This is a genomic window from Sphingomonas sp. SORGH_AS_0789 (genome assembly GCF_031453055.1).
Classification (GTDB): Bacteria; Pseudomonadota; Alphaproteobacteria; order Sphingomonadales; family Sphingomonadaceae; genus Sphingomonas.
The window spans coordinates 381,027-406,763 of record NZ_JAVIYV010000001.1 but is presented as its reverse complement, the minus strand read 5'-3'; the positions used below and the strand labels follow the sequence as shown (position 1 = coordinate 406,763).

At 68.8% G+C, this 25,737-nt stretch carries 26 protein-coding genes and 1 pseudogene; 24 read left to right on the top strand and 3 right to left on the bottom strand.

Annotated features, from left to right (window positions below; translation table 11 throughout):
• The first annotated feature begins 39 nt into the window (after positions 1 to 39).
• The 5 genes and pseudogenes from QE360_RS01795 to QE360_RS01775 form a co-directional block, all read left to right on the top strand.
• Positions 40 to 570 (top strand): regulatory protein RecX, encoded by a 531-nt coding sequence (locus tag QE360_RS01795; RefSeq protein WP_307103362.1) that lies wholly within the window; start codon positions 40 to 42, stop codon positions 568 to 570.
• A gap of 132 nt (positions 571 to 702) precedes the next feature.
• On the top strand, positions 703 to 1,266 hold the full coding sequence (locus QE360_RS01790; RefSeq protein WP_309704027.1) for a cold shock domain-containing protein: 564 nt from the start codon (positions 703 to 705) through the stop codon (positions 1,264 to 1,266).
• A 36-nt stretch (positions 1,267 to 1,302) separates the two neighbouring features.
• Entirely contained in the window at positions 1,303 to 1,776 is a 474-nt protein-coding gene (locus QE360_RS01785) for a DUF192 domain-containing protein (protein ID WP_405052662.1), read from the top strand.
• Positions 1,777 to 1,974: 198 nt separating this feature from the next.
• Entirely contained in the window at positions 1,975 to 2,367 is a 393-nt protein-coding gene (locus QE360_RS01780) for an NADH:ubiquinone oxidoreductase subunit NDUFA12 (protein ID WP_307104758.1), read from the top strand.
• Positions 2,368 to 2,573: 206 nt separating this feature from the next.
• A pseudogene (locus QE360_RS01775) lies at positions 2,574 to 2,807 on the top strand (DUF2155 domain-containing protein); the annotation flags it as partial.
• Between the two features lie 35 nt (positions 2,808 to 2,842).
• On the opposite strand, the gene aat reads toward QE360_RS01775, so the two are convergent.
• From aat to QE360_RS01760, 3 genes are all read right to left on the bottom strand, one after another.
• Complete coding sequence (aat, locus tag QE360_RS01770; RefSeq protein WP_309698839.1) at positions 2,843 to 3,601, bottom strand: leucyl/phenylalanyl-tRNA--protein transferase; 759 nt, start codon at positions 3,599 to 3,601, stop codon at positions 2,843 to 2,845.
• Complete coding sequence (locus QE360_RS01765; RefSeq protein ID WP_309698837.1) at positions 3,598 to 4,311, bottom strand: ParA family protein; 714 nt, start codon at positions 4,309 to 4,311, stop codon at positions 3,598 to 3,600. The genes aat and QE360_RS01765 overlap by 4 nt, the downstream gene beginning before the upstream one ends.
• Positions 4,312 to 4,428: 117 nt before the next feature.
• Complete coding sequence (locus QE360_RS01760; RefSeq protein ID WP_307103371.1) at positions 4,429 to 4,815, bottom strand: hypothetical protein; 387 nt, start codon at positions 4,813 to 4,815, stop codon at positions 4,429 to 4,431.
• Positions 4,816 to 5,000: 185 nt separating this feature from the next.
• Between QE360_RS01760 and QE360_RS01755 the strand changes: the two genes are divergently transcribed.
• From QE360_RS01755 to ftsZ, 19 genes are all read left to right on the top strand, one after another.
• A complete protein-coding gene (locus QE360_RS01755) occupies positions 5,001 to 5,966 on the top strand; it encodes a cysteine synthase A (RefSeq protein WP_307103373.1) in 966 nt (321 codons plus the stop codon).
• Between the two features lie 121 nt (positions 5,967 to 6,087).
• The gene (locus QE360_RS01750; protein WP_309693344.1) at positions 6,088 to 6,315 is read left to right on the top strand and encodes a hypothetical protein; all 228 of its coding nucleotides are present in this window, start codon (positions 6,088 to 6,090) and stop codon (positions 6,313 to 6,315) included.
• Positions 6,316 to 6,772: 457 nt separating this feature from the next.
• Positions 6,773 to 7,288: a division/cell wall cluster transcriptional repressor MraZ gene (locus tag QE360_RS01745; RefSeq protein WP_307104761.1), complete on the top strand. Its 516-nt coding sequence runs from the start codon at positions 6,773 to 6,775 to the stop codon at positions 7,286 to 7,288.
• Positions 7,289 to 7,302: 14 nt separating this feature from the next.
• Entirely contained in the window at positions 7,303 to 8,274 is a 972-nt protein-coding gene (gene rsmH, locus QE360_RS01740; protein WP_309704025.1) for a 16S rRNA (cytosine(1402)-N(4))-methyltransferase RsmH, read from the top strand.
• Complete coding sequence (locus QE360_RS01735) at positions 8,271 to 8,945, top strand: hypothetical protein (RefSeq protein WP_309698835.1); 675 nt, start codon at positions 8,271 to 8,273, stop codon at positions 8,943 to 8,945. Before rsmH ends, QE360_RS01735 begins: the two co-directional genes overlap by 4 nt.
• On the top strand, positions 8,942 to 10,660 hold the full coding sequence (locus QE360_RS01730; protein WP_309698832.1) for a penicillin-binding protein 2: 1,719 nt from the start codon (positions 8,942 to 8,944) through the stop codon (positions 10,658 to 10,660). Before QE360_RS01735 ends, QE360_RS01730 begins: the two co-directional genes overlap by 4 nt.
• A gap of 10 nt (positions 10,661 to 10,670) precedes the next feature.
• Positions 10,671 to 12,101, top strand: a complete 1,431-nt coding sequence (locus tag QE360_RS01725) for a UDP-N-acetylmuramoyl-L-alanyl-D-glutamate--2,6-diaminopimelate ligase (RefSeq protein WP_309698830.1) — start codon at positions 10,671 to 10,673, stop codon at positions 12,099 to 12,101.
• Positions 12,098 to 12,229, top strand: coding sequence for a hypothetical protein (locus QE360_RS01720; protein ID WP_309698828.1), 132 nt, complete (start codon positions 12,098 to 12,100; stop codon positions 12,227 to 12,229). Before QE360_RS01725 ends, QE360_RS01720 begins: the two co-directional genes overlap by 4 nt.
• Positions 12,226 to 13,605: a UDP-N-acetylmuramoyl-tripeptide--D-alanyl-D-alanine ligase gene (murF, locus tag QE360_RS01715; protein WP_309698826.1), complete on the top strand. Its 1,380-nt coding sequence runs from the start codon at positions 12,226 to 12,228 to the stop codon at positions 13,603 to 13,605. The genes QE360_RS01720 and murF overlap by 4 nt, the downstream gene beginning before the upstream one ends.
• Positions 13,605 to 14,675, top strand: a complete 1,071-nt coding sequence (gene mraY, locus QE360_RS01710; RefSeq protein WP_307103386.1) for a phospho-N-acetylmuramoyl-pentapeptide-transferase — start codon at positions 13,605 to 13,607, stop codon at positions 14,673 to 14,675. Before murF ends, mraY begins: the two co-directional genes overlap by 1 nt.
• Positions 14,672 to 15,958 (top strand): UDP-N-acetylmuramoyl-L-alanine--D-glutamate ligase, encoded by a 1,287-nt coding sequence (murD, locus tag QE360_RS01705; protein ID WP_309698824.1) that lies wholly within the window; start codon positions 14,672 to 14,674, stop codon positions 15,956 to 15,958. Before mraY ends, murD begins: the two co-directional genes overlap by 4 nt.
• A gap of 47 nt (positions 15,959 to 16,005) precedes the next feature.
• Positions 16,006 to 17,187, top strand: a complete 1,182-nt coding sequence (locus QE360_RS01700) for an FtsW/RodA/SpoVE family cell cycle protein (protein WP_307104767.1) — start codon at positions 16,006 to 16,008, stop codon at positions 17,185 to 17,187.
• On the top strand, positions 17,184 to 18,335 hold the full coding sequence (gene murG, locus QE360_RS01695; RefSeq protein ID WP_309698822.1) for an undecaprenyldiphospho-muramoylpentapeptide beta-N-acetylglucosaminyltransferase: 1,152 nt from the start codon (positions 17,184 to 17,186) through the stop codon (positions 18,333 to 18,335). The genes QE360_RS01700 and murG overlap by 4 nt, the downstream gene beginning before the upstream one ends.
• Positions 18,332 to 19,747, top strand: a complete 1,416-nt coding sequence (gene murC / locus QE360_RS01690; RefSeq protein WP_309698820.1) for a UDP-N-acetylmuramate--L-alanine ligase — start codon at positions 18,332 to 18,334, stop codon at positions 19,745 to 19,747. The genes murG and murC overlap by 4 nt, the downstream gene beginning before the upstream one ends.
• Positions 19,744 to 20,631, top strand: coding sequence for a UDP-N-acetylmuramate dehydrogenase (gene murB, locus QE360_RS01685; protein ID WP_309698818.1), 888 nt, complete (start codon positions 19,744 to 19,746; stop codon positions 20,629 to 20,631). Before murC ends, murB begins: the two co-directional genes overlap by 4 nt.
• Positions 20,632 to 20,800: 169 nt before the next feature.
• On the top strand, positions 20,801 to 21,733 hold the full coding sequence (locus QE360_RS01680) for a D-alanine--D-alanine ligase (protein ID WP_309698817.1): 933 nt from the start codon (positions 20,801 to 20,803) through the stop codon (positions 21,731 to 21,733).
• Complete coding sequence (locus QE360_RS01675; RefSeq protein ID WP_309698815.1) at positions 21,730 to 22,683, top strand: cell division protein FtsQ/DivIB; 954 nt, start codon at positions 21,730 to 21,732, stop codon at positions 22,681 to 22,683. The genes QE360_RS01680 and QE360_RS01675 overlap by 4 nt, the downstream gene beginning before the upstream one ends.
• Positions 22,684 to 22,690: 7 nt before the next feature.
• Positions 22,691 to 23,950 carry a cell division protein FtsA gene (gene ftsA, locus QE360_RS01670; protein ID WP_307103401.1) on the top strand — a complete coding sequence of 420 codons (1,260 nt, stop codon included), beginning with the start codon at positions 22,691 to 22,693 and terminating at the stop codon, positions 23,948 to 23,950.
• 119 nt (positions 23,951 to 24,069) lie between these two features.
• Complete coding sequence (ftsZ, locus tag QE360_RS01665; protein WP_309698813.1) at positions 24,070 to 25,578, top strand: cell division protein FtsZ; 1,509 nt, start codon at positions 24,070 to 24,072, stop codon at positions 25,576 to 25,578.
• The last annotated feature ends 159 nt before the right edge of the window (positions 25,579 to 25,737 follow it).

The following is a 25,737-nucleotide window of genomic DNA, read 5'->3' as shown; positions in this document are numbered from 1 at the left end:
CGCGTTCTAATTCCAGTGTCAGTGTGGCACAAACAAGGCGTGTCTGCCGATCGTCGCCCGCCAAAGCCCCTTGATCCCAAATTGCTGGAGCAGATCGCGCTGCGCTATGTCGAGCGTTTCGCGACGACCGAGGGCAAGCTGGTCGAATATCTGACCCGCAAGCTGCGCGAACGCGGCTGGGCGGGGGAGGATGCGCCCGATCCGCGCGGGCTGGCGGCCAGGATGGTCGAGCTGCGCTATATCGACGACCGCGCCTATGCCGAGATGAAGGCGGCGTCGCTGGCTCGCCGGGGGCTGGGCGCGCGGCGGGTGCGACAGGCGCTGCAGGCGGCGCGGGTCGGGCCCGAGGATCACGAGGCGATTGCGGGGCAGGTGGCGGAGGCGGCGCGCGATGCCGCGCTGGCCTTTGCCCGGCGGCGGCGAATCGGGCCTTTCGGTGACGGCGAGGCGGATCGCGCGCTTCGCGAGAAGCAGTTCGCGGCGATGCTGCGCGCCGGTCATGACATGGCGCTGGCCCGGCAGATCGTGTCGGCGGCGCCCGGCGAGATGATCGACGACCGGGAATATTGATCCAAATTCGCCAAATTTCCGTTCAAGTAAAGAATCTTGGCCGTTTCGTCCCACTCCGGACCAGCAAAAAGTGATCCGCCTCGCATTGCGGGTGCGAACAAAGATGCTAGCAATGCATCCAAGGGTGCGATGATGCTGGATGAAACGCCAAATACAGGGGGCGGCATCGACGGCGAAGCGACGGATGCGGCCGTAAGGCTGACGGGGGTCGTCAAGTGGTTCGATGTGACGCGCGGCTTCGGCTTCGCGGTCGCGGACGATCGGGCGTACGGGGATGTGCTGCTGCACTTTACCGTGCTTCAGCCGCATGCCCGGCGCAGCCTGCCCGAAGGCGCGCGGGTGGAGATGCTCGCGGTGGAACGTGGGCGCGGCTATCAGGCGCGCGAGGTGCTGAGCATCGACCTGACCCATGCCGTGCCCGAAATGCCCAAGCGGCCCCGCTCGCCCGACAGGGTCGATCCCGAGACGCTGGTCGATGCGGCGGGCGATCCCGAACTGGTCGCGGTCAAATGGTTCAACCGGCTGAAAGGCTATGGCTTTCTGCTGCGCGACCGCGACGGGGCGGATATCTTCGTGCATATGGAAACGCTGCGGCGCGGCGGCCTGATCACGGTCGAGCCGGGGCAGCCGCTGGCCGCGCGGATCGTCGATGGACCCAAGGGGCCGTTGGCGGTGGTGGTGACGGAAAGGATGTAAGGCGTGCGACAGCGGGCTATGGGGGCGGGGCGCGGCATGGCGCTCGCGCTGGGGCTGGCCGCGATCCAGCTGAGCGGCTGCTCGGGCGCAGAGCAGACCGCCAAGACGGCGGACGCCCAACAGGCGTCGAAAATGCCGGTGACCATCACCACCGCATTGGGCAAGCAGCAACTGCACGTCGAACAGGCCCGCACCGCCGCCGAGCAGCAGCAGGGGCTAATGTACCGCACCGACCTGAAGCGCGATGACGGCATGTTGTTCGCGCCCTATCCGCCCGAAGGAGGCGGCCCGCGCGAGGCGAGTTTCTGGATGAAGAACACGCCGACCTCGCTCGATATCATCTTCATTCGTGCCGACGGCACCATCGCGCGCATCGCCGAGAATACCACGCCCTTCTCGGAAACTCCCATCCCCTCGGGCGAGCCGGTCGCCGCAGTGCTGGAACTGGTCGGCGGCCGCGCGGCCGAACTCGGCCTGTCGGAGGGCGATTCGGTGTCCTGGGCGAAATGAGGCCGTTCGGGGCGGGTAAGGTCTGAACCGCGCCGAGCCACTCCCGAAGGTGGGAGGGCAGGGGGGCTCACCGAGCGAACCCCTTGCGGTGCTTCCCCCACCCCAAACCCCTCCCCCTGCCGGGAGGAGAGGCTTCATGTGCCCCGCTCATGCGGAACGCGGTTGAAGGGCGGCGAGAGCCGGGCTACACGGCGCGTCATGGGCATCAACCTCAATCCCTTCACCTGGTGGAACGGCGCCACCATCGGCACCTGGTTCGGTCTGCGCGGCAAGGCGCAGGTGGGCGAGGATGCCCACGGCAATGTCTATTATGAAGGCGGCAGCGACACCGCCGGACGCCCGCGCCGCTGGGTGATCTACAAGGGCTCGAACGATGCCAGCCGGGTTCCGGCGGAATGGTTCAGCTGGCTGCATCATCAGATCGAGGATGTGCCCGACCGCTCGCTGCCGCTGCGTCGTGCGTGGCAGAAGCCGACCCTGCCCAACCAGACCGGCACCGCCATGGCCTATCGCCCGGCCGGTGCGCTCGAAAAGGGCGGCCAGCGCGCCGCCGCGACGGGCGATTACGAAGCCTGGACGCCCGAGGGGTGAAGACGGCTGGCTGGCTGGCCGGCGCTGCGCTGGCGGCCGCGCTGGGCGTGGGGGGCTGGTTCGGCTATCACGCCCTGACCCATAAGGACGGGGCGACCGCCGAGGATGCGGCGGTCAGCCAGATCCTGCCCGACCGCCCCGGCGGCGGGTCGGGGATCGAATCGGTCGATGCGAGCCAGGCGAACCTGCCCGGCGGCGGCACGCCGATGGCCGAGCGCGTCGCGGTGGTCGGCCTGCTCAACAAGCGCAACGGCGTCTCACGCGAGCTTACCTTGAAGCCGGGCCAGGCGATTCGCGTCGGCGACGCGGTCGTGCGCCTGCGCGCCTGCGAAAAGACCGCGTCCTGGGAACCCGAACAGCTGACCGGCGCCTTCGTCCAGCTGGACGTGCGCGGGGCCAATCAGCGGTGGCAGCGCGTCTTTTCGGGATGGCTGTACAAGGAACGCCCGGCGCTGAACGTCGTGCAGCACCCGGTCTATGACGTCTGGGCCAAGAGCTGCACGATGTCCTGGCCCGAAACCGGCCCGGAGACGGTGCCCGCCGCCTCGTCCGGCGCGGCGCCCAGGCGGTCGAGCGCGGCGAAGTCGCCCGCCGCCGACACGCCCGCGGACGAAGCGCCCGGCGCGACCACCCCGGCCAACGCATCGGACAGCAGCGCGACATAATCGTCGCGCCCGATCTCGACCGCGCCCATGGTCGACAGATGCGGCGTCTGGAACTGGCAGTCGAGCAGGCTGTACCCCCCGGCGCGCAGCCGCGCGACCAGCCAGACCATCGCGACCTTGGACGCGTCGGTCCGGCGGCTGACCATCGATTCGCCGAAAAAGGCGCGGCCCAGCCCCAGGCCGTACAGTCCGCCGACCAGCTCGTCGCCGTCCCAGCATTCGATCGAATGGGCAAAGCCCATGTCGAACAGGTCGATGAAGACCCGCTCGATCGCATAGTTGATCCAGGTCTCGGGCCGGTCGGGCACGCTTTCCGCGCACATCCGGATGATCGATTCGAACGCGGTGTCGGCGGTCACGCGGAACCGGTCGGCGGCGACCGTCTTGCGCAGCGAGCGCGACAAATGAAAGCCGTCGAGCGGCAGGATCGCGCGCTTGCGGGGCTCGACCCAATAGACATGGTCGGCCTCGCGCGTGTCGGCCATGGGAAACACCCCCACGGCATAGGCGCCCAGCACGAGATGGGGAGTCAGCCGCTCGACCGGGCCCGGCTGATCCCGCCGGCTCATTTCCCCGACAGCCGCCGTTCGACCGCCCGCCACAGGGTCGCATAGGCCTGCGCCGCCGCACTGCGCGGGGCGAAGGCGCCGACGGGGGCGCGGTGCTCGCCCATCGCTTCGACCAGGCTGGCCATGGGGATGGGGGGCCAGTCGGGCTGGGCGGCGACGGCCTCTGCGTGAAGGCGGCGGCGGCGGTCGACCATGACATGGACCGGCAGGATCGGCACGCGGCCCCGGACATGGCTATCCACCACCTCCAGCGCGCGGGTCGACAGCGCGGAGGGGACTACCGGCACCACGATCAGGTCGACCGCGCGCAGCACCTGGTCGGTCGTCTCGGTCAGCCCCGGCGGGCAGTCGAGCAGCACCCGGTCATAGCCGTCCAGCCCGTCGATCAGCTTGCCCAGCCGCTTCTTCTTGTCGAGCTGGTGGAACAGCAGGTCGAGCCCGCGCAGCGAGGTGTCGGCCCCGATCAGCGACAGGTTCGGCGTGTCGGTCCGGCGCACCAGCCGTTCGACCGCGACGTCGCGCGAAAAGATCGCCTGCGCCTGATCGCCGGGGGCCGGGCCGCCCAGCAGCCAGGTCGACGCGGCCTGCGGATCGAGATCCCATAACAGCGTGCGGCGCGCGCACTGGGTCGCCGCGCACCAGGCCAGGTTGACCGCCATGCTGGTCTTACCCACGCCGCCCTTCATGCTGTAGATCGCGATCGCCGCCACGATTCGTCCCCCGACCTCCCGAGCCTGCCCCAAGAAAAAGGCCGACGAGGTATCCCCGCCGGCCCGATTTCGATCAAGTCCCTATCGTCCGATTGCGGAACGATGGAGAAAGACGTCTTAGACGTGGCAGCTCTGCGCGGCCTTTTTCGGGGTGGTCAGGGTGATGGTCTTCTCGTCACCCGTCAGGCGCCAGCCGCCCTCGGCGGTCAGCGGCTCACCGGCGGCCGGAGCCTTCAGCACGACCGGCGTCTCGCCTTCCTTCAGGCGGACATTGGCCTGCTTGTCACCCTGGAAGAAGGTGACGTAGGCCAGGCTCTGGTCCTTGCAACGGAAGGTCTTTTCGGCCTTGATCGCGGGCGGCAGTTCGACCGGCGCGCGGTTGGCCAGGACATTGGCCATGGGATCGGGGTTGGTGTCGACCACCTCGGGCTGGCTGGGCTTGGAATTGCACGCTGCCAGGGCGAGCAGCGGTGCGGCGACGATGAGGGGGAGAAGGCTCTTCATAGCGAGGCGTTGCTTCGCAAATGCAGCAATGCCCCGTCAAGCGCGCAGATGGCCGTCGGGTTCGAAATGTCCGGCATCCGCACGCGCCGCCGCGTCCTCCGCGCCCCGCGACCCGGCCTCGCGCTTGGGGCTTCCCAAGCAAGGCTTTGCTTGCCGAGCGGCGGGGCAGGGGCCATCTAGCGGGCATGGATGCGACACCCGACACGCTGGCCCTGATCGGCAACACCCCGCTCGTCCGTCTGAAGGGGCCGAGCGAGGCCACCGGCTGCGACATTTACGGCAAATGCGAATTCGCCAATCCGGGCGCCAGCGTGAAAGACCGCGCCGCGCTGTTCATCGTCGAGGATGCCGAGGCGCGCGGGGCGCTGCGTCCCGGCGGCACGATCGTCGAGGGGACGGCGGGCAATACCGGCATCGGCCTGGCGCTGGTCGCCAATGCCAAGGGCTATCGCACGATCATCGTGATGCCCGAGACGCAGAGCCGCGAGAAGATGGACACGCTGCGCGCGCTGGGGGCCGAACTGGTGCTGGTGCCTGCCGCGCCCTATTCCAGCCCCTGTCACTTCGTCCACACCTCGCGCCGGATCGCCGAGGAGACGGACAATGCCATCTGGGCCAACCAGTTCGACAATATCGCCAATCGCCGCGCACATATCGTCGGCACCGCCGAGGAGATCTGGACCCAGCTGGACGGGCGGATCGACGGCTTCACCTGCGCGGCGGGCACGGGCGGTACGCTGGCGGGCGTCGGCATGGGGTTGAAGGCGCATGACGAGTCGGTGGTCATCGCGCTCAGCGACCCGCACGGCGCGGCGCTCTATGACTATTATGCGCATGGCGAGCTGAAGTCCGAAGGTTCGTCGGTCGCCGAGGGGATCGGGCAGGGGCGGATCACCGCCAATCTTGACGGCGCGCCGATCGACACGCAATTTCGCATTTCCGACGCGGAAGGCTGGTACTGGGTGCAGCGGCTCCTGAGCGAGGAAGGGCTGTGCCTGGGCCTGTCGTCGGGCATCAATGTCGGCGGCGCGGTGGCGCTGGCCAAGGCATTGGGGCCGGGCAAGCGTATCGCAACCATTTTGTGCGATACGGGGTTTCGCTACCTCTCCACGCTCCATAATCCGGCGTGGCGGGCGGAAAAGGGTCTTTAAATCCGGGACGGTGGGGCCGTTCCGGTGGTAGAGGTCGACATCGGTGCAGGCGCAGGATAGTTACACCCACTTCATGAAGTCACCCGACCACCATCATATCATGCAACGTGTGAAGGTCGGTATGATCGGCCTGGCTGCGGTCATCCTGTTGATCGCCATCGCCAGCACCATCCTGGGATCGCTGAATCGCGACAACCCGCCGGTCGAGACGGCCGGGGCGGCGCAGAGCAACATGGTGGCCGACATGGCCGTGGCGAACGCGACCGCCCCCAGCAGCGAGCCACTGGCCGAACTCGGCGTCGCGCCCGCCCCTGTCAACGCCCAGTCGCCCGCCGAACCCGCCCGCTGATCCGCGACACCGGGCTGGACCCGGTCCCGTCATTGCGGGCCGGGCGGGTCCGATGCCTGATCGCATGGATTGATTCGAATTAAGATCGATTCGGGCGTGCTTCGATCGGCAACCCGGCTCGGCCGTCGCGCCCCGCCGCCTTTCTTGCCACATCCCGACGCCGTCCGGCGATGATGGGAATCCTTCGGGGAAATCCGGGGATCGGTGCTTCGTGCGCCCGTTTTTCGGCACTTTTCCGCCAGTTCGCCGATGCGCTCCCTCCCACGCCGCGCCCAGCCGTTCGTCGCATATACAGCGATTTAGGAGCGGTTTCCCCGATCATCCCCAAAAATCCCGTTGCCACCCGTTGACGCTATAGGTAAACCCATTCCCAACAGAGGGGCAGGCTCATCATTGTCCAGCAATGGGTCGGAGCGCGGCATCGGCCGGGTTTCGAAGATGTGAGGCCGTGCGCGCCATGTGCGAGGTTGGCGTGTCCGAAAGGGGTTTGTATCAGGGAAGTGGCATTGGCCTTGTCGACGACAAGGGCCGCGTGGCCATCCCCAACGCCCTTCGTTCCACCCTGGCTCAGAACGCGCCGCGCCCCGATGGAAAGGACGGCGGGACCATCATCATCGCCGTACACGAAACCGAACGTTGTCTGATCGCTTATGACCCGGGTTATGTCGCGGTGCTGAAGAAGGAACTGGACGCGCGCACCGAGATGTCGCGCGGGCCCGACGGCCGCATCGACTATAACATCAAGCGCGATCTGGCGAATGGCGAGGCCGTGCCCTTCGACGGGTCGGGCCGTTTCATCATGCCGGGCTTTCCCCGTTTCCATGCCGGGATCACGGGCCATGCCTTTTTCTGGGGCACGTTCGACTATATCGAAATCTGGGACCCCAGGACGCTGGTCGAGACGCCGGGCCTGCCGCCCAAGATGATCTCGGCCGCGCGCTATCACTGCCAGGAAAAGGGGATCGCGCTGTGAGCGATCCCGTGACCATGCCCGCCGACGCCCCGCACATCCCCGTCCTGCTGGACGAGGTGCTGGACGCGCTCGCCATCCAGCCGGGCGAGACGCATGTCGACGGCACGTTCGGTGCGGGCGGCTATACGCGTGCGATGCTGGGCCGGGGGGCGAAGGTCGTCGCCTTCGACCGCGATCCCGACGCGATCGCCAATGGGCAGGCGCTGGTCGCGGCCGCGCCGGGGCTGACGCTGATCCACCGGGAATTTTCTAGCCTGGATCAGGAACTCGATACCCGCGTTGATGGCGTGGTGCTCGATATCGGGGTGTCCTCGATGCAACTCGACCAGGCGGAGCGCGGCTTTTCGTTCCAGGGGGACGGGCCGCTCGACATGCGCATGGCGCAGGAGGGGGAGTCGGCCGCCGATTTCCTCAACACGGCCGACGAGGCCGCGATCGCCGACGTCCTCTATCATTATGGCGAGGAGCCGCGTTCGCGCCGCGTCGCGCAGGCGATCGTCGCCGCACGCCCGCTGACCCGCACCGGCGAACTGGCCGCCGTGGTCCGCCGCGCGCTGGGCTATCGTCCGCATGACAAGAAGGACCCGGCGACCCGGACCTTCCAGGCGATCCGCATCCATGTGAACCGCGAACTGGACGAACTGGCCGAGGGGCTGGCGGCGGCGGAGCGCGCGCTGAAGCCGGGCGGGCGGCTGGTGGTCGTCACCTTCCACAGCCTGGAAGACCGCATGGTCAAGCGCTTCTTCCGCGAGCGCGCCGGGCAGATGCCGGGCGGGTCGCGTCACCTGCCGCAACAGGCCGCCGCCGCCGCGCCCAGCTTTGCCCAGGTCGGCAAGGCGGTGCGCGCGGGCGACGCGGAGCTGGCCCGCAATCCGCGCGCGCGTTCGGCGACGCTGCGTTTTGCGACGCGGACCGAGTCCCCCGCCTGGTCGGCGGGATCGAATGGATTGCCGGGGGGCGAGTTGAGTCAGGAGTTGGGCGTATGACGGCGGCGTATCGGTTGAAGGGGATCGGGTGGTTCGGGAGCTGCGTCGCGGTGGTCCTGGGCTTCTACCTGGTCTCGCTCCAGGTCGCGTCGGAGCGCAAGAAGCTGGACGACGTCAACGCCCGCATCGCCGCCGCGCAGCGCGACATCCGCGCGCTGGAGACCGAGTTCGACACCCGCGCCAACCTGGTCCAGCTGGAAAAGTGGAATGGCGACACGCTGGCGCTGACCGCTCCGGTCGCGGGGCAGTTCGTGGGTGACGAGTCGCAGCTCGCCTCGCTCGACGTGACGCAGGGGCCCGCCGCCGGTGCGATCCAGACCGCCGCGCTGCTCGTCCCCTCGCAGCCCCAGCCCGCCCCGGTCGCCCAGCCGGACGCGCCGGTCGCCGCCCCCGCCGCCGCCCCCGCCGCCGCCAAGCCCATCGCGCCCGCTCCCGTCGTCCGGCTCGCCAAGGTCGAGCTGCCCAAGGCCCAGATCGTCAAGGCCGTGTCCGAGCGTGTCGTCGCGACCAAGGGCGCCAAGCCCGCGCCGATCGCGACCGTGCGCACCGCCGCCGCCGTCGCGAAGGTCCGGCCGCAGGCGGTGGCGATGCTCGACCGCCAGCTGCTGTCCGACACGACGCTGGGCGACATTCTGAAGGGGGCCAAGTCCGAATCGCGGCGGCCGCGTTGAGCGTACTCGTCGCACGTCCCACCGGCACGCAGCGTACCGCCGGCAAGCGCCATGCGCTGGTCGCGACGACGCATATGCGGCTGATGATGCTGATGATGCTGTTCGGCGCGGCGGTGCTCGTCGTGATCGGGCGGCTGATGATGCTGGCGATCTTCGCCGGCCCGGCCGACGCGGCGGCGCGCACCGCGACGCTGGCCGCGCGCGGCGACATCGTCGACCGCAACGGCGCGCCGCTCGCGCGCACGATCGACAGCTGGACGATCGCGGTCCATCCAAAAAAGCTGATCGGCGACCCGATGGAGATCGCCGCGCGCCTTGCCGCGCTGATGCCCGATCGCGGCGATCAGGCCTGGTTCTACAACCAGCTGACCCGCAAGGCGAATTTCGTCTATCTGCAACGCCGCGCCAGCCCCGCGCTGGTCGAGCAGGTGAACGCGATCGGTGAGCCGGGGCTGGTCTTCGACCGCGAGACGCAGCGCCTCTATCCGCAGTCCAACCTGGCCGCGCATGCGCTGGGCTTCCTGTCGACCGACGGGCACGGCATGAGCGGCATGGAGCGTGTCCTCGACCAGCGGCTGCTCGACCCCGCTCAGGCGGGCAAGCCGGTCGCGCTGTCGATCGACACGCGCGTCCAGGCGGCGATGGAGAGCGAGCTGGGCCGCGCCATGACGACCTTCTCGGCGCGCGGCGGCGGCGGCATCGTGCTGGACGTGGCGACGGGCGAGGTGATCGCGATGGTCTCGCTGCCCACCTTCAACCCCAATCGGGTCGGCATGGCGGGGTCCGAACAGCTGCGCAACATCACGACGCAGAGCGTGTTCGAGCTGGGCTCGACCTTCAAGCCGATCACCATGGCGACCGCGATGGAGAATGGCGTCGTCACCTCGATGGCGCGGCGCTTCGACGCGACCCATCCGCTCAAGGTCGGCGGCTATACCATCCATGACGAGGCGGGCGATCCGAAGCGCTGGCTGAACATGGCCGAGACGCTGATCTATTCCTCCAACATCGCCACCGCGCGCGTCGCCGACGAGATCGGGCCGCAGCGGATGCAGGCGATGTTCAAGAAGCTGGGCTTCGATACCAAGCCCGATATCGAGCTGCGCGAAAAGGGCCGCCCGCTGCTTCCCACCTATTGGGCGCGGACGACGACGATGACGACCGCCTATGGCCATGGCATCGCGGTGACGCCGCTGCACCTCGCCTCGGCCTATGCCGCGCTGGTCAATGGCGGCATCTGGCGGCCCGCGACGCTGTTGAAGGTAGCGCCCGGCCATGCGCCCGAGGGACGCCGCGTGCTGAGCGAGGCGACGAGCGCCCGGATGCGCCAGATGCTGCGGCTGGTCGTGATGCGCGGCACGGGGCGCAAGGGCGATGCGCCGGGCTATCGCGTCGGGGGCAAGACTGGTACGGCCGAGGCGGCGGTGGCGGGCGGCTATGACCGTTCGCGCAACGTGGCGACGTTTGCGGCGGCCTTTCCGATGGATGCGCCGCGCTATGTCGTGCTGGCGATGCTCGACTCGCCAAAGGGGACGAAGGAGACGTTCGGGTGGAAGACCGCAGCCTGGAACGCCGCGCCGGTGGTCGGGCGGACGATCACGCGGGTCGGTGCGATGCTGGGCGTCGTGCCGGACGCCAACAAGGATGTGGACGTGTCGGACATTCTGCCGACCCTGTGGCAGGACCCCAAGGCGCCGCCCGTGGATGGACGATGAGGCGCGCGGCATGAAGCTGAACCAACTGGACCATGACATCACGGGCGAGGGCGGCGACGCCCTCGTCTCCGGTTTCGCGATCGATCATCGCAAGGTCGCGCCGGGCACGATCTTCGGCGCGTTCCAGGGCGCGCGGGTGAATGGCGAGGATTTCATCGCCGATGCGGTGCGCAGCGGCGCGGTGGCGGTCGTCGCCCGGCCGGGCGTGGCCGTGGAGGGGGCGGTGCACATCGCCTCCGACGAACCGCGCGCAGCCTTTGCCCGGCTGGCGGCGGCGTTCTTCGCACCCTTCCCGGCGACCGCGGTGGCGGTGACCGGCACCAACGGCAAGACCTCGACCGTCGAGATGACGCGCCAGCTGTGGCGGATGGCGGGGCATCATGCCGCCTCGATCGGCACGCTCGGCGTGACCACCGCCGACGAGCGGACCTATACCGGCCTCACCACGCCCGACGTCGTGACCTTCCTGTCCAATGTCGCGGGGCTGGCGCGCGAGGGCGTGACCCATCTGGCGTTCGAGGCGTCGAGCCACGGCCTGACCCAGTATCGGACCGAGGGGCTGGAGGTGTCGGCGGCGGCCTTCACCAATTTGTCGCGCGACCATCTCGACTATCATGGCGACATGGGGGCCTATCTGGCGGCCAAGATGCGGCTGTTCTCCGAGGTGCTGTCGCCCGAGGGGACGGCGGTCGTGTGGGCCGATGACGTGGAAAGCGGCCGGGTGATCGACCTGGCGCGTGCACGCGGCAACAGGCTGGTCACGGTCGGCACGCGCGGATCGACGCTGAAGCTGGTCGAGCGGCATCCGACCCTGCTGGGCCAGGGGCTGGTGATCGAGGATGAACAGGGCGCGGCGCACAAGGTGCAGCTGCCGCTGATCGGGGCCTATCAGGCGGCCAATGCGCTGGTCTCGGCTGGCCTGGTCATCGCGACCGGCGGCGACGTCGCGCGGACGGTCGCCGATCTGGCCCGGTTGCAGCCGGTGCGCGGGCGGCTGGAACGCGCCGCCATCGCGCGCAGCGGCGCGCCGGTCTATGTCGACTATGCCCATACCCCCGATGCGCTGGAGGCGGCGATCGCGGCGCTCAAGCCGCATGCGGGCGGGCGCCTGATCGTGGTGTTCGGCGCAGGCGGCGACCGCGATCCGGGCAAGCGCGAGGTGATGGGACAGGTCGCCTCGATGCATGCCGACCGGGTGATCGTGACCGACGACAATCCCCGGACCGAGGACCCCGCCGCGATCCGCGCGCAGGTGATGCGCGGTGCGACCGGCGCGATCGAGATCGGCGACCGGCGCGAGGCCATCGCCGCCGCCATCGCCGAGGCGGGCGAGCATGACATCGTGCTGATCGCGGGCAAGGGGCATGAACAGGGCCAGATCGTCGGCGACCTCGTCCTGCCCTTCGACGATGTGTCGGTGGCGCGGGAGTGCGCGGCATGACGTCCCAGGCCCCCACCAAGACGCCGCCGGTCGACAAGGCCGATTCCGCGCAGCCGGACGCACCCGCACGCGTGCGCCCCAAGCTGTCGCTGCATTATGGTGCCAAGACGCCCGAGGAGCGCAAATGACCCTGTGGACCGCGCAGGAGATCGCGGCGGCGACCGGCGGGCAGGCATCGGGCGATTTCGCCGTGTCGGGCGTCGCCTTCGACAGTCGCGAGGTCGGGCCGGGCGACCTGTTCGTCGCGATGGCGGGCGAGGCGACCGATGGCCATCGCTTCCTGGACCAGGCCTTTGTGCAGGGCGCGGCGGGCGCGCTGGTCAGCCAGCCGACCGATCATCCGCATGTCCGCGTCGCCGACAGCTTCCACGCGCTGGAGGACCTCGCGCGCGCCAGCCGGGCCCGGACCCAGGCGACGATCATCGGCGTCACCGGCTCGGTCGGCAAGACCAGCGCCAAGGAGGCGCTCTATGCCGCGCTGGACCGGGGCTGGCGCGGGGCGGTGCACCGTTCGGTCAAGAGCTACAACAACCATACCGGCGTTCCGCTGAGCCTGGCCCGCATGCCGCGGGGCGTCCGCGCGGGCGTGTTCGAGATGGGGATGAACCATGCGGGCGAGCTGTCCGCGCTGACCGCGATGGTCCGCCCGCACATCGCCATCGTCACCGCCATCGCGCCCGCGCATACCGAATTCTTCCCCGACGAATCCGCCATCGCGGATGCCAAGGGAGAGATTTTTCGGGGGCTCCAGCCCGGCGGCACCGCCATCGTCCCCTATGACAGTCCGCATCGCGACCGCCTGATCGCGGCCGCCCGGCCTCATGCCGACCGGATCGTGACCTTCGGCTTCGATCCCGCCGCCGATGTCCGCGCGGTCGAGGCGATGCGCGGGCCCAATGGCGGCAGCTTCGTGACCGCCCGGCTGGGCGACAAGGAACTGAACTTCACCCTGTCGCAGCCGGGGCAGCATTGGGTGTCCAACGCGCTGGCGGTGCTGGCGGCGGTGGATGCGGCGGGCGGCGATCTGGGGCTGGCGGGGCTTGCGCTGGCCGAGATGGGCGGGCTGGCCGGGCGCGGCGCGCGGTTCCGCATGGCGAACGGCGCGCTGGTGATCGACGAAAGCTACAACGCCAACCCCGCCTCGATGCGCGCCACGCTGGCGGTGCTGGCCGAGGAGCCCGGACGCCACGTCGCGGTGCTGGGCGAGATGCGCGAGCTGGGCGAGGATTCGGCCGCCTATCATGCGGGCCTGGCCGAGCCGATCCTGGCCGCGCGCGTCGAACGGGCGCTGCTGGTCGGTGAATCGATGGCGCCGCTGGCCGCCGCGCTTGAGGGGCGGGTCGATTTCGTCCATGTGGCCGATGCTAAGGCCGCGCAAGCCGCGCTGGCCTCGATCATCGCGCCCGACGACGTGGTGCTGATCAAGGGTTCCAACGGGGTCGGGCTGTCGCGGGTCGTCGCCGCTCTGGGACGCGAATCTCGACTGGGCGGGGCGCAGGGTTAATGTTGTACTGGATCGCGGAGCATCTGGGTTTTCCGGGGCTTTTCAACCTTATCCGCTATCAGTCCTTTCGCACCGGCGCGACGGTGGCGACCGCGCTGTTCATCGGCCTGATCATCGGCCCGCGCTTCATCGGCTGGCTGCGCGTCCGCCAGGGCAAGGGGCAGCCGATCCGCGCCGACGGGCCGCAGACCCATCTCGCCAAGCGGGGCACGCCAACCATGGGCGGGCTGATGATCCTGACCAGCATGGCGCTGGCGATCATCATCTGGATGAACGTCTTCAACCCCTATGTCTGGGCGTGCCTGTTCGTCACGCTGGGCTTCGGCGCGATCGGGTTCCTCGACGACTATGACAAGGTGCGCAAGGCCTCGACGGCGGGCGTGTCGGGGCGGACCCGGCTGCTGCTGGAATTCGCGATCGCGGGCATCGCGGCATGGATCATCATGGGGCAGAACGGGCCGCACCTCTATCTGCCCTTCACCTCGCGCATGTATATCGACCTCGGCTATTTCTATCCGTTGTTCGCCGCCTTCACGATCGTGGCGTTCGGCAATGCGGTGAACCTGACCGACGGGCTCGACGGCCTCGCCACCATGCCGGTCATCATCGCCAGCGTCGCGTTCATGGTCATCGTCTATCTGGCGGGCAACGCGAAGTTCGCCGACTATCTGGGCATTCCGCATGTGCCGGGCGCGGGCGAGCTGGCGATCTTCTGCGGCGCGGTGGTCGGCGCGGGGCTGGCCTTTCTGTGGTTCAACGCGCCCCCGGCGGCGGTGTTCATGGGCGATACCGGCAGCCTGGCGCTGGGCGGGGCGCTCGGCACCATCGCGGTCGTGGCGCATCACGAGATCGTGCTGGGCATCATCGGCGGCCTGTTCGTGGTCGAGGCGATGTCGGTCATCATCCAGGTCTTCTTCTACAAGCGGACCGGCAAGCGGGTGTTCCGCATGGCGCCGATCCACCATCATTTCGAACAGCTCGGCTGGTCGGAGCCGACGGTCGTGATCCGCTTCTGGATCATCGCCTTCGTGCTGGCGCTGGCGGGCCTGTCGACGTTGAAGCTGCGATGATCGTTTCGCGGGACTGGGCGGGAAAACGTTACGCGGTGCTGGGGCTTGCACGCTCCGGCGCCGCGACCGTTTCGGCGCTGCTGGCGGGCGGGGCGAGCGTGGTGGCGTGGGACAGCGATGCCAACAAGCGCGCGGCCTTTGCATTGGACGACCAGTTGAGCATCGCGCCGCTTGATGACCTTTCAGGTTTCGACGCGCTGGTCGTGTCGCCGGGGGTGCCGCTCAACACACATCCGCTCGCCGCCGCCGCGCGCGCGGCGGGCGTGCCGATCATCGGCGACATCGAACTCTTCGCCCAGGCGCGCCGCGAGCTGCCGTCGCACAGGGTCGTCGGCATCACCGGCACCAACGGCAAGTCGACCACCACCGCGCTCGTCCATCACATCCTGAAGACGGCGGGCGTGCCGACCCTGATGGGCGGCAATATCGGCCTGCCGATCCTGGGGCAGGCGCCGCTGCCCGAGGGCGGGGTCTATGTGCTGGAGCTGTCCAGCTATCAGATCGACCTGACGACCGGCCTCGATTGCGACGTGGCCGTGCTGCTCAACATCACGCCCGATCACCTTGACCGCTATGACGGCTTCGCGGGCTATGCCGCGTCGAAGGCCCGGCTGTTCGCGATGCAGTCGGCCGGGCATGTCGCGGTGGTCGGCACGGGCGACGAGGCGTCGGCCAATATCGCGCGGGGGCTTGCCGGGCGGACCGACGATCTCGTCACCATCGCGTCGGACCCGATCGACCAGAGTCGCTGGCCCGCCTTGCAGGGGCCGCACAATGCCCAGAATGCGCGCGCCGCCATCGCGGTCGCGCGCGCCCTGGGTATTGCCGAGGATGCGATCGAGGCGGGGCTGGCCAGCTATGCCAGCCTGCCGCACCGGATGCAGCAGGTCGCGATTCGCAACGGCGTGGCCTTCGTCAATGATTCCAAGGCGACCAATCCCGAATCCACCGCGCCCGCGCTCGGGGCTTTTCCGCGCGTGCATTGGATTGTCGGCGGCAAGCGCAAGGGCGACGATCTCGACGCGTGCGCCCAGCATCTGGACCATGTCGTAGCGGCCTATACCATCGGCGAGGCGGCGCCGCTGTTCTTCAATCTGTTGAAGGATAAGGTGCCCGTGGTCGAGCAGTCGGGCACGCTGGAGGCGGCGGTCGCGCATGCGGCGGCGGCGGCGCGGCCCGGTGACACGGTGCTGCTGTCGCCTGCCTGCGCCAGTTTCGACCAGTTTCGCGATTATGAAGCGCGGGGCGACGCCTTCCGCGCGGCGGTGGAGGCTCTCGCGTGACCGACCGCGCTCCCAAGCCAGGCCCGCGTCCCGGCCTGATCGGATCGATGAAGGGCCGGGGCGGGCGCGGCGACCGTTCGCCGCTGGGCACCTGGTTCTGGGATATCGACCGGGTGCTGCTGCTGCTCACCCTGTTCCTGATCGCCATCGGTCTGGTCGCGGTCGCGGCCGCCAGCCCGGCAACCGCGATGCGCTATTCGGGCGAGCACCGCAAATTCGCCCCGCTCTATTATTTCTGGCGACAGGTGATGTGGGTCGGCGTCTCGCTGCCCGTGCTGTTCGGCGTCTCGATGCTGCCGGTCGTCACCGCGCGGCGCATGGCGGTGCTGGGGACGGGAATCCTGATCGCGATCCTGGCGGTGACGCCGTTCATCGGGGTGGAGATCAACGGCGCGCGGCGCTGGATCGGCTTCGGCATCGCGCAATTCCAGCCGTCCGAATTCCTGAAGCCGATGTTCATCGTGACGACCGCCTGGCTGTTGTCGCTGAAGGCCAAGGAGCGCGACCTGCCCGCCACGCTCATCACCATGGGGATGACGGGACTGGTCGCGGGCCTGCTGATGCTGCAACCCGATTTCGGACAGACCATCGTCTTCTGCCTGGTCTGGGTCGCGCTGCTGATGATTTCGGGCACGCCGCTCAAGGTGATGCTGGCGATCGGGGCGATGGCGCCGGTCGGGCTGGTCACCGCCTATATGTTCTACAGCGTGGCGCGGAACCGCATCAACGCCTTCCTCTTCCCCGATGTCGATGGCGAGGGCGCGGCCGACCATTTCCAGGTCAATGCCGCGCATAACACGCTGACCGCGGGCGGCTGGACCGGCACCGGCCCCGGCGGCGGCACGGCCAAGTTCGGCCTGCCCGAAGCGCATACCGACTATATCTTCTCGGTGATCGGCGAGGAGTTCGGGCTGATCGCCTGTTCGATCATCGCGCTGGTCTTCCTGGCGATCGTGGTGCGGGTGTTCGTGAAGCTGCTTGACGAACAGGACGAGTTCAAGCTCTACGCCGCTTCGGGCCTTGCCGTGCAGTTCGGCGCGCAGGCGCTGATCTCGATGGCGGTGAATACGGGGCTGGCCCCGTCCAAGGGGATGACCCTGCCGTTCATCAGCTATGGCGGCTCGTCGATGATCGCGCTGTCGATCGGGATGGGGTTGTTGCTGGCATTCACCCGGCGCAATCCGTTCCTGACGCGCAGCCCCTATGTAGTCAGGTGGAGCGGGCAATGAGCCGTCACTTCGTCCTCGCCGCCGGGGGTACCGGCGGCCATATGGTCCCCGCCGCCGCGCTGGCGGCCGAACTGACCCGGCGCGGCCACCGCGTCGCGCTGGTATCGGATGCGCGCGGGGTGCGCTTTCCGGGGCTGTTCGAGGATATCCAGACCCATGTCCTGCCCGCCGGGCGCTTTGCGGGCGGGCCGGTCGGCTGGGCCAAGGCGCTGCGCGAGATGTGGCGCGGCCGGGCGATGGCGCGCGAGCTGTACAGCACCTTCCGCCCCGCCGCCGTCATCGGCTTTGGCGGCTATCCGGCGATGCCCGCCCTGCTGGCGGCGTTCGCGGACGGAATCCCCACCGCGATCCACGAGCAGAACGCGGTGCTGGGCCGGGTCAACCGGCTGGTTGCGGGGAAGGTCGATGTGATCGCGCTGTCCTATGAGGACACCCAGCGGCTGAGCGCCAAGTACGCGACCAAGACCCGGCTTATCGGCAATCCGGTGCGCGACCAGGTTCTGGCGCTCCGCTCGCGGCCCTATCCGCTGCTGGAGGAGGACGGCATCTTCCGCGTCCTGGTGACGGGGGGTAGCCAGGGGGCGAGCATCCTGTCCAAGGTGGTGCCCGATGGCCTCGCCATGCTGCCCGTCACCTTTCGGCGGCGGTTGCAGGTGACGCATCAGGCGCGGATCGAGGATATCGACGCGGTGCGCGCCAAATATGCCGAGCATGAGATTCCGGCCGAACTCGCCACCTATCTGCCCGACCTGCCCGAACAACTCGCCTGGGCGCATCTGGTGATCGCGCGGGCGGGTGCCTCGACGCTGGCCGAGCTGACGGTGGCGGGTCGCCCGGCGATCCTGGTGCCGCTGCCCTCCGCGACCGACGATCACCAGACGGTGAATGCGCGCGAGATGACGAAGGCTGGCGGCGCGCGGACCATCGCGCAGAAGGATTTCACGCCGGTCGAACTGGCCAAGCAGATGCAGAAGCTGGGCCTCGACCCGGCGGCGCTGGAGAATGCGGCGGGGCGGGCGCGCGGCTGTGGCCGACCGCAGGCGGCGAGCGACCTCGCCGATCTGGTCGAAAGCCTCGACGCGCCGCGCATGGTCTTGCCGGTGGGCAAATCGCAAAGGACACGGAATTTGGCAGGGATGGGCGCATGAAGGGCGTCGCCACGGATATCGGCACGATCCACTTCGTCGGGATCGGCGGCATCGGCATGTCGGGCATTGCCGAGGTGATGAAGAATCTCGGCTACCGCGTGCAGGGTTCGGACGTGGCCGAGGGCTATGTGGTGCAGGGCCTGCGCGACAAGGGCATTCCGGTCGCCATCGGCCATGCCGCCAACAATCTGGGCGATGCGGCGGTGGTGGTGACCTCGACGGCGATCACCCGCTCCAACCCCGAAGTCGAAGCCGCGCTGGAACGCCGCATCCCCGTGGTGCGCCGCGCCGAGATGCTGGCCGAGCTGATGCGGCTGAAATCCACCGTCGCGGTGGCGGGCACGCATGGCAAGACGACGACCACCTCAATGGTCGCGGCGCTGCTCGATGCCGGGGGTGTGGACCCGACCGTCATCAATGGCGGCATCATCAACAGCTATGGCTCGAACGCGCGTCTGGGCGCCAGCGACTGGATGGTCGTGGAGGCGGACGAGAGCGACGGCAGCTTCCTGCGGCTGGACGGCACGATCGCGGTCGTGACCAATATCGATCCCGAGCATCTCGACCATTATGGCTCGTTCGACCGGGTGAAGGACGCGTTCGTCGAGTTTGTCGAGAACGTCCCCTTCTACGGCGCGGCTTTGCTCTGCCTCGATCACCCCGAGGTGCAGAACATCCTGCCGCGCGTGCGCGACCGGCGCGTCGTGACCTATGGCTTTTCGGCGCAGGCCGACGTGCGCGGCGTCAATGTCACGCCGATCCCCGGCGGCAACCGGTTCGAGGCGATCATCCGCAACCGCGACGGCTCCAGCCGCTCGATCGAGGGAATCGAGTTGCCCATGCCCGGTCGCCACAATGTCCAGAACGCGCTGGCCGCGATCGGCGTCGCGCTGGAACTGGGCATCGACGATGCGACGATCCAGCAGGGCTTCGGCCAGTTCGGCGGCGTGAAGCGGCGCTTCACCAAGGTCGGTGAGATCGCGGTGGACGGCGGCACGGTGACCGTGATCGACGATTACGGCCACCACCCGGTCGAGATCCGCGCGGTGCTGGCCGCCGCCCGCGAAGGGGCTCGTGGGCGCGTGATCGCGGTGGTGCAGCCGCACCGCTTCACCCGGCTCGGCAATCTGATGGAGGAGTTCCAGACCGCTTTCAACGATGCCGACCGCGTGCTGGTGACGCCGGTCTTCGCGGCGGGTGAACAGCCGATCGAGGGCGTCGATGCGCAGGCGCTGGTCGAGGGGCTGAAGCGGCGCGGGCATCGCTCGACAGCAACTGTCGCCAATGCTGATGCGCTCGCCGAGGAGCTGGCGGGCTCGATCCGTGCGGACGACATGATCGTCTGCCTGGGCGCGGGCGACATCACCAAATGGGCGGCGGGTCTGGCCAGCGCGATCGAGGCGCGCCGATGACCCTGCCCGATACCGCCGGCCGACTGACCCCCGGAGCGCCGCTGGCGCCGCTGGTGTGGTTCAAGGCGGGTGGAGCGGCCGAATATCTGCTGGAGCCCAGGGACGTCGATGACCTGTCGGCGTTCCTGGGCGCGCTTGCGCCGGACGTGCCGGTGATGGCGCTGGGCCTCGGTTCCAACCTGATCGTGCGCGACGGCGGCGTGCCGGGCGTGGTCGTGCGGCTCGGCAAGCCGTTCAGCTATGCGCGGGCAGGGGAGGGGCACCTCGTCACCTGTGGCGGGGGCACATCGGGCATCCTCGTCTCGTCCAATGCGCGCGATGCAGGCATTGGCGGGCTGGAATTCCTGCGCTCGATCCCCGGCACGGTTGGCGGCTTCGTGCGGATGAACGGCGGGGCCTATGGCCGTGAGGTCGCGGACGTGCTGGTCTCCGCCACGGTCGTCCGCCGCGATGGCACGGTCGAGACGCTGGGTGTCGCCGATCTTGAGTACACCTATCGCCACTCCAACCTGACCGACGGGACGGTGGTGGTCGAGGCGGTCTTCCAGGGCCATGCCGCTGAGCCGGACACGATCCAGGCGGAGATGGACCGCATCGCCGCCGCGCGCGAGGCGTCGCAGCCGCTGCGCTCCAAGACCGGCGGCTCGACCTTCAAGAATCCCGACGGGCACAAGGCCTGGGCGCTGGTCGATGCGGCGGGCTGTCGCGGGCTGACCCTGGGCGATGCGCAGGTGTCGGAGAAGCACTGCAACTTCCTGCTGAACCTCGGTGGCGCCACGGCGGCGGAGATCGAGGCGCTGGGCGAGGAAGTCCGGACCAGGGTGAAGGCCCAGTCGGGGGTTTGCCTCGAATGGGAAATCCAGCGCGTCGGGGTGGCGAAGTGAAGGCCGCCACCTCCATCCTCCCCATCGTAGATGGGGAGGGGGACCGCCGCGAAGCGGTGGTGGAGGGGCGAGGGGCTTGCCCCTCCACCAGCCTGCGGCTGGTCCCCCTCCCCAAGCTACGCTTGGGGAGGAATGAAGAAGATCCCACGCAAACAACAAGGATCGCGTGATGCATATCGTCGTACTGATGGGCGGCTGGTCGGCGGAGCGGCCGGTGTCGCTGATGTCGGGGGCGGGCGTCGCCGATGCGCTGGAGCGGAACGGCCACCGCGTCACCCGGATCGACATGGGCCGCGATGTTGCGGCGAAACTGGTCGAGGCCAAGCCCGACCTCGTCTTCAATGCGCTGCACGGATCGCCTGGCGAGGACGGCACGGTGCAGGGCATGCTCGACCTGATGGGCATTCCGTACACCCATTCGGGGCTCGCCACCTCGGTCATCGCGATCGACAAGGTGCTGACCAAGCAGGCGCTGGTCCCGCACGGCATCCCCATGCCCGGCGGCCGGATCGTGAAGTCGCAGGAGCTGTTCGCGGGCGATCCGCTGCCCCGCCCCTATGTGCTGAAGCCGGTCAATGAAGGCTCGTCGGTCGGCGTCGCGATCGTCACCGACACCAGCAACCACGGCAACCCGATCGCCCGTGATGGGGCGGGGCCCTGGGCCGAGTTCGAGGAATTGCTGGCCGAGCCCTATATCCGGGGCCGCGAGCTGACCACCGCCGTGCTGGGCGGCCGCGCGCTGGGCGTGACCGAGCTGAAGCCCAAGAACGGCTGGTACGATTTCGACGCCAAATATACCGACGGCCTGACCGAGCATGTCTGCCCCGCGCAGATTCCGGACGAGATCGCCGAGGCGTGCAAGTCGCTGGCGCTGGAGGCGCACCGCATCCTGGGCTGTCGCGGGGCCTCGCGCTCCGACTTCCGCTGGGACGACGAACGCGGCGTCGACGGGCTGTTCCTCTTGGAGGTGAACACCCAGCCGGGCATGACCCCGCTCAGCCTGGTGCCCGAACAGGGCCGCCATGTCGGTATGGATTACGACGCGGTGGTCCAGGCGATCGTCGATGAGGCGGTCCACTGGTACAAGGACCAGGCGGGATGAGCCGGACGATCAAGCGCGGCACCTCGCCCCGCCGCCCGACGCCGCGTCGTCGCCAGCCGGTCAAGCGCGCGACGCTGTCCGAACGGTTGCTGGCGAAGCTGCCGGTCAGCGAGGAGACGGTCAAGAAGGCCGTGACCTGGACGATCCTGGGCGGTGCGGGCGCGGCGGCGCTGGCGCTGGCGACCTGGGTCGGGGTGCCCGGCATGATCGGCACCGCCATCGCCGAACAGGCGGGCCATGCGGGGTTCCGCGTCCAGCAGATCGAGGTCACGGGCCTGAAGCGGATGGACCGGATGACGGTCTATGCCGTCGCGCTCGACCAGCAGAGCCGGGCGATGCCGCTCGTCAATCTGGAGGATGTCCGTGCCAAGCTGCTCCGTTACGGCTGGATCAAGGACGCGCATGTCTCGCGCCGTCTGCCCGACACGCTGCTCGTCGATATCGAGGAGCGGAGCCCGGCGGCGGTGTGGCAGGACAATGGCCAGTTGACCCTGATCGACGCGGGCGGCGTGCTGCTGGAGCCGGTGCGGCCCGAGGCGATGCCCGACCTGCCGCTGATCATCGGGCCGGGCGCGAATTTGCAGGAGCCGGGCTATCAGGCGTTGCTGTCCGCCGCGCCCGCGCTGAAGCCGCGCGTGAAGGCCGCGACCTGGATCGGCAATCGCCGCTGGGACCTGACCTTCGACAGTGGCGAGACGCTGGCCTTGCCGGAGGACGGCGCACCGGCCGCGTTGATGAAGTTCGCGGCGATGGACGGATCGCGGCCGCTGCTGGGGCGCGGCTGGTTGCGGTTCGACATGCGCGACCCCGCAAAGCTGGTTGCGCGCAGGCCCGGTTTGAATCAGAATCACGCTTTGGCCGATCCGGCGAAGGCCGGGGGCATGGCGGGCGACGTCGGACCGGGGAACGGCGCGGATGCGGCGGCGGTCGACGGGACATCACAGGGGTAACAGGGGCATGGCGAAGATCGCACCCGAGGGACTGATTACCGCATTGGACATCGGATCGTCCAAGGTGTCCGCCCTGATCGCGCGGAAAGGCGATGGCGGCGAGCTGATCGTGCTGGGCACCGGCCAGCGCGAGAGCCGGGGCGTCAAGCGCGGCTATATCGCCGATATGGGCGCGACCGAGGCGGCGGTGCGCGAGGCGGTCGAACAGGCCGAACGCATTGCGGGGCTGAATATCGAGAATGTCTGGGTCGGCTTCTCGGCCGGAGGGTTGGTGTCCGACGTGGCCGAGGTCGAGTTCGAGCTGGGCGGGCATCAGGTCGAACAGGGCGATATCGACGCGCTGCTGGCGGCCGGGCGCAACTCGATCGATCCGCAGGGGCGGATGGTGCTGCACGCGCAGCCCGCGCTCTATACGCTCGACGGACTGACCGGCGTGAAGAAGCCGCTGGGGCTGCATGCCGACCGGCTGGGTGTGCATATCCATGTCGTCGCCGCCGACGGCTCGCCGGTGCGCAACCTCGACCTGTGCGTCCGCTCGGCGCATCTGGAGGTGAAGTCGATCATCGCCGCGCCGGTCGCGACGGGGCTGGCCTGTCTGTCCGACGAGGAGCGCGAACTGGGCGTCGCGCTGGTCGAAATGGGGGCGGGGATCACCAATGTCTCGCTGTTCGCCGGGGGCATGCTGGTCGGCCTGTGCTCGCTGCCGATGGGGGCGGCGGATATCACCGATGACGTGGCGTCGGCCTTCGGCACGCGCCGCCAGATGGCCGAGCGGATGAAGTGCTTCCACGGCTCGGCCAATGCGTCCCCGCGCGACAATCACGACATGATCCAGGTCACGCCGATTTCCGCCGAGGATGGCGGCGACACGATGCAGATCACCAAGGCGCAGCTGATCGGCGTGATCCGCCAGCGGCTGGAGCATCAGATGGGCGAGATTCGCAAGGCGCTCCAGCATCTGAAGTTCGAGGGGCCGGTGGGGCGCCAGGTCGTGCTGACCGGCGGCGGCGCGGAGCTGAAGGGTATCGCCGACTATGCGCAGCAGGCGCTGGGCCGCTCGGTCCGCATCGGCCGACCGCGCGGGCTGGCCGGTCTGCCCGATGCGCATGGCGGCCCGGCTTTCGCGACGCTCGCGGGTCTGGCTTTCTATGCCGCGACCGATCCGATTGACCTGCGCAGCATCGCCCCGGTCAACCAGACGGTGCACCGGCCGAGCGGCATGGGGCTGTTCCGGCGGTTAATTCAGGCGGCAAAGGCCAATTATTAACGAAAAGCCTTCCAAACTGGACGGTTTTATGTTGGCACCGGGCAGTCCTCTGGTGCACTAACGATCAATCAGGGGCCCGGTCTTAGCGTATCGACCGGGAACGGCGGAGTAATATTGGGATGAGCATCGAATTCATCGCACCCGAGGTCGACGAACTGACGCCGCGCATCGCGGTGATCGGTGTCGGCGGTGCCGGCGGCAACGCGATCGCGAACATGATGCGCGCCGAGGTGCAGGGCGTGGATTTCCTCGTCGCCAACACCGACGCGCAGGCTTTGAAGCAGTCGATCGCGCCGCAGCGTATCCAGCTGGGCGCCAAGATCACGCAAGGGTTGGGTGCCGGCAGCCGTCCCGAGATCGGCCGCGCCGCCGCCGAAGAGACGATCGACGACCTGTCCAAGCTGCTCGAGGGCAGCCATATGTGCTTCATCGCGGCGGGCATGGGCGGCGGCACCGGCACGGGTGCGGCCCCGGTCATCGCCAAGGCGGCGCGCGACATGGGCATCCTGACCGTCGGCGTGGTGACCAAGCCCTTCGCCTTCGAGGGCAATCGTCGCGCCAAGTCGGCGGACGGCGGCATCGAGGAGCTGCAGAAGTACGTCGATACGCTGATCGTCATCCCCAACCAGAATCTGTTCCTGATCGCCAATGCCAACACCACCTTCAAGGAAGCGTTCGCGATGGCGGACGAGGTGTTGCAGCAGGGCGTGCGCGGCATCACCGACCTGATGGTCATGCCCGGCCTCATCAACCTCGACTTCGCCGACGTCCGCTCGGTGATGCAGGAGATGGGCAAGGCGATGATGGGCACCGGCGAGGCGACCGGCGACAATCGCGCGATCGAGGCGGCGCAGAAGGCAATCGCCAACCCGCTGCTCGACGGCGTGTCGATGCAGGGGGCCAAGGGCGTCATCATCTCGATCACCGGCGGCGACGACATGCGCCTGCTCGAGGTGGACGAGGCCGCGAACCATATCCGCGAGCTGGTCGATCCGGACGCGAACATCATCTGGGGTTCGGCCTTCAACCCCGAGCTGGAAGGCCGCATCCGCGTGTCGGTGGTCGCCACCGGCATCGACGCCGAGGTGAAGGTCGCGCCGTCGCCCAGCGAGTCGAACCGCAGCGGCTTCAGCATGGGCGGCATGGCGCGCAAGACCGACGACACGCCCAGCTATCGCCCCAGCGAGCCCGCCGCCCCGGCACCCGCGCCGCAGGCGAGCGTGACCCCGCCCGCACAGGTCGAACAGCCCGTCGCCGCCGCTCCGGCACCCGCCCCGGTGGCACAGCCCGCCCCGGCGCCCGCCGCCGCTGCGCCTGCCGCTGCCAAGTCGACCGAGGAAGACGAACTGGTGCTCGGCGCGGACACGATGGTCCCGGCGCCGTCCGCAGCGCCCGCGACCCCGGCCGCTCCGGCGGCGGGTGGCGACGATGCCCGTCGCCGCTGGCTGGCCCCGGGCAGCGAAGCGGGCGAGGCTCCGGCCCAGCCCGCGCCGCGCGTGAAGCTGGGCGGCACGCTGTTCGAGCGCATGTCGAACGCGGCACGGGGTGCGCAGCGTGACGAGAATGCGCAGGGCGGTGACTCGTCGCTCGACATTCCGCGTTTCCTGCATCGGCAGAACAACCAGTAATCCCGTCCCGCAAGGGATGGACGAGAGGCCCGCGCGATCCGTTCGCGCGGGCCTTTTTCGTTGGGTGGCGGTCCCACGTCGCCATTTCCATCCGTCATCCCGGTGAGGCAGGGATTTTTCCCGAACCCTGACCCCGCAGCGAAAGGCCGGGCCTTTGCC

Coding starts and splice junctions, on each gene's coding strand:
- QE360_RS01725 (WP_309698830.1), top strand. CDS start 10,671: ATGAAGCTGAACCAACTGGACCATGACATCACGGGCGAGGGCGGCGAC.
- QE360_RS01780 (WP_307104758.1), top strand. CDS start 1,975: ATGGGCATCAACCTCAATCCCTTCACCTGGTGGAACGGCGCCACCATC.
- QE360_RS01790 (WP_309704027.1), top strand. CDS start 703: ATGCTGGATGAAACGCCAAATACAGGGGGCGGCATCGACGGCGAAGCG.
- ftsA (WP_307103401.1), top strand. CDS start 22,691: ATGGCGAAGATCGCACCCGAGGGACTGATTACCGCATTGGACATCGGA.
- QE360_RS01675 (WP_309698815.1), top strand. CDS start 21,730: ATGAGCCGGACGATCAAGCGCGGCACCTCGCCCCGCCGCCCGACGCCG.
- QE360_RS01760 (WP_307103371.1), bottom strand. CDS start 4,815: ATGAAGAGCCTTCTCCCCCTCATCGTCGCCGCACCGCTGCTCGCCCTG.
- murD (WP_309698824.1), top strand. CDS start 14,672: ATGATCGTTTCGCGGGACTGGGCGGGAAAACGTTACGCGGTGCTGGGG.
- QE360_RS01680 (WP_309698817.1), top strand. CDS start 20,801: ATGCATATCGTCGTACTGATGGGCGGCTGGTCGGCGGAGCGGCCGGTG.
- rsmH (WP_309704025.1), top strand. CDS start 7,303: ATGCCCGCCGACGCCCCGCACATCCCCGTCCTGCTGGACGAGGTGCTG.
- QE360_RS01750 (WP_309693344.1), top strand. CDS start 6,088: ATGATCGGCCTGGCTGCGGTCATCCTGTTGATCGCCATCGCCAGCACC.
- mraY (WP_307103386.1), top strand. CDS start 13,605: ATGTTGTACTGGATCGCGGAGCATCTGGGTTTTCCGGGGCTTTTCAAC.
- QE360_RS01735 (WP_309698835.1), top strand. CDS start 8,271: ATGACGGCGGCGTATCGGTTGAAGGGGATCGGGTGGTTCGGGAGCTGC.
- QE360_RS01785 (WP_405052662.1), top strand. CDS start 1,303: ATGGCGCTCGCGCTGGGGCTGGCCGCGATCCAGCTGAGCGGCTGCTCG.
- murC (WP_309698820.1), top strand. CDS start 18,332: ATGAAGGGCGTCGCCACGGATATCGGCACGATCCACTTCGTCGGGATC.
- murF (WP_309698826.1), top strand. CDS start 12,226: ATGACCCTGTGGACCGCGCAGGAGATCGCGGCGGCGACCGGCGGGCAG.
- QE360_RS01700 (WP_307104767.1), top strand. CDS start 16,006: ATGAAGGGCCGGGGCGGGCGCGGCGACCGTTCGCCGCTGGGCACCTGG.
- QE360_RS01720 (WP_309698828.1), top strand. CDS start 12,098: ATGACGTCCCAGGCCCCCACCAAGACGCCGCCGGTCGACAAGGCCGAT.
- murB (WP_309698818.1), top strand. CDS start 19,744: ATGACCCTGCCCGATACCGCCGGCCGACTGACCCCCGGAGCGCCGCTG.
- aat (WP_309698839.1), bottom strand. CDS start 3,601: ATGAGCCGGCGGGATCAGCCGGGCCCGGTCGAGCGGCTGACTCCCCAT.
- ftsZ (WP_309698813.1), top strand. CDS start 24,070: ATGAGCATCGAATTCATCGCACCCGAGGTCGACGAACTGACGCCGCGC.
- murG (WP_309698822.1), top strand. CDS start 17,184: ATGAGCCGTCACTTCGTCCTCGCCGCCGGGGGTACCGGCGGCCATATG.
- QE360_RS01755 (WP_307103373.1), top strand. CDS start 5,001: ATGGATGCGACACCCGACACGCTGGCCCTGATCGGCAACACCCCGCTC.
- QE360_RS01745 (WP_307104761.1), top strand. CDS start 6,773: ATGTGCGAGGTTGGCGTGTCCGAAAGGGGTTTGTATCAGGGAAGTGGC.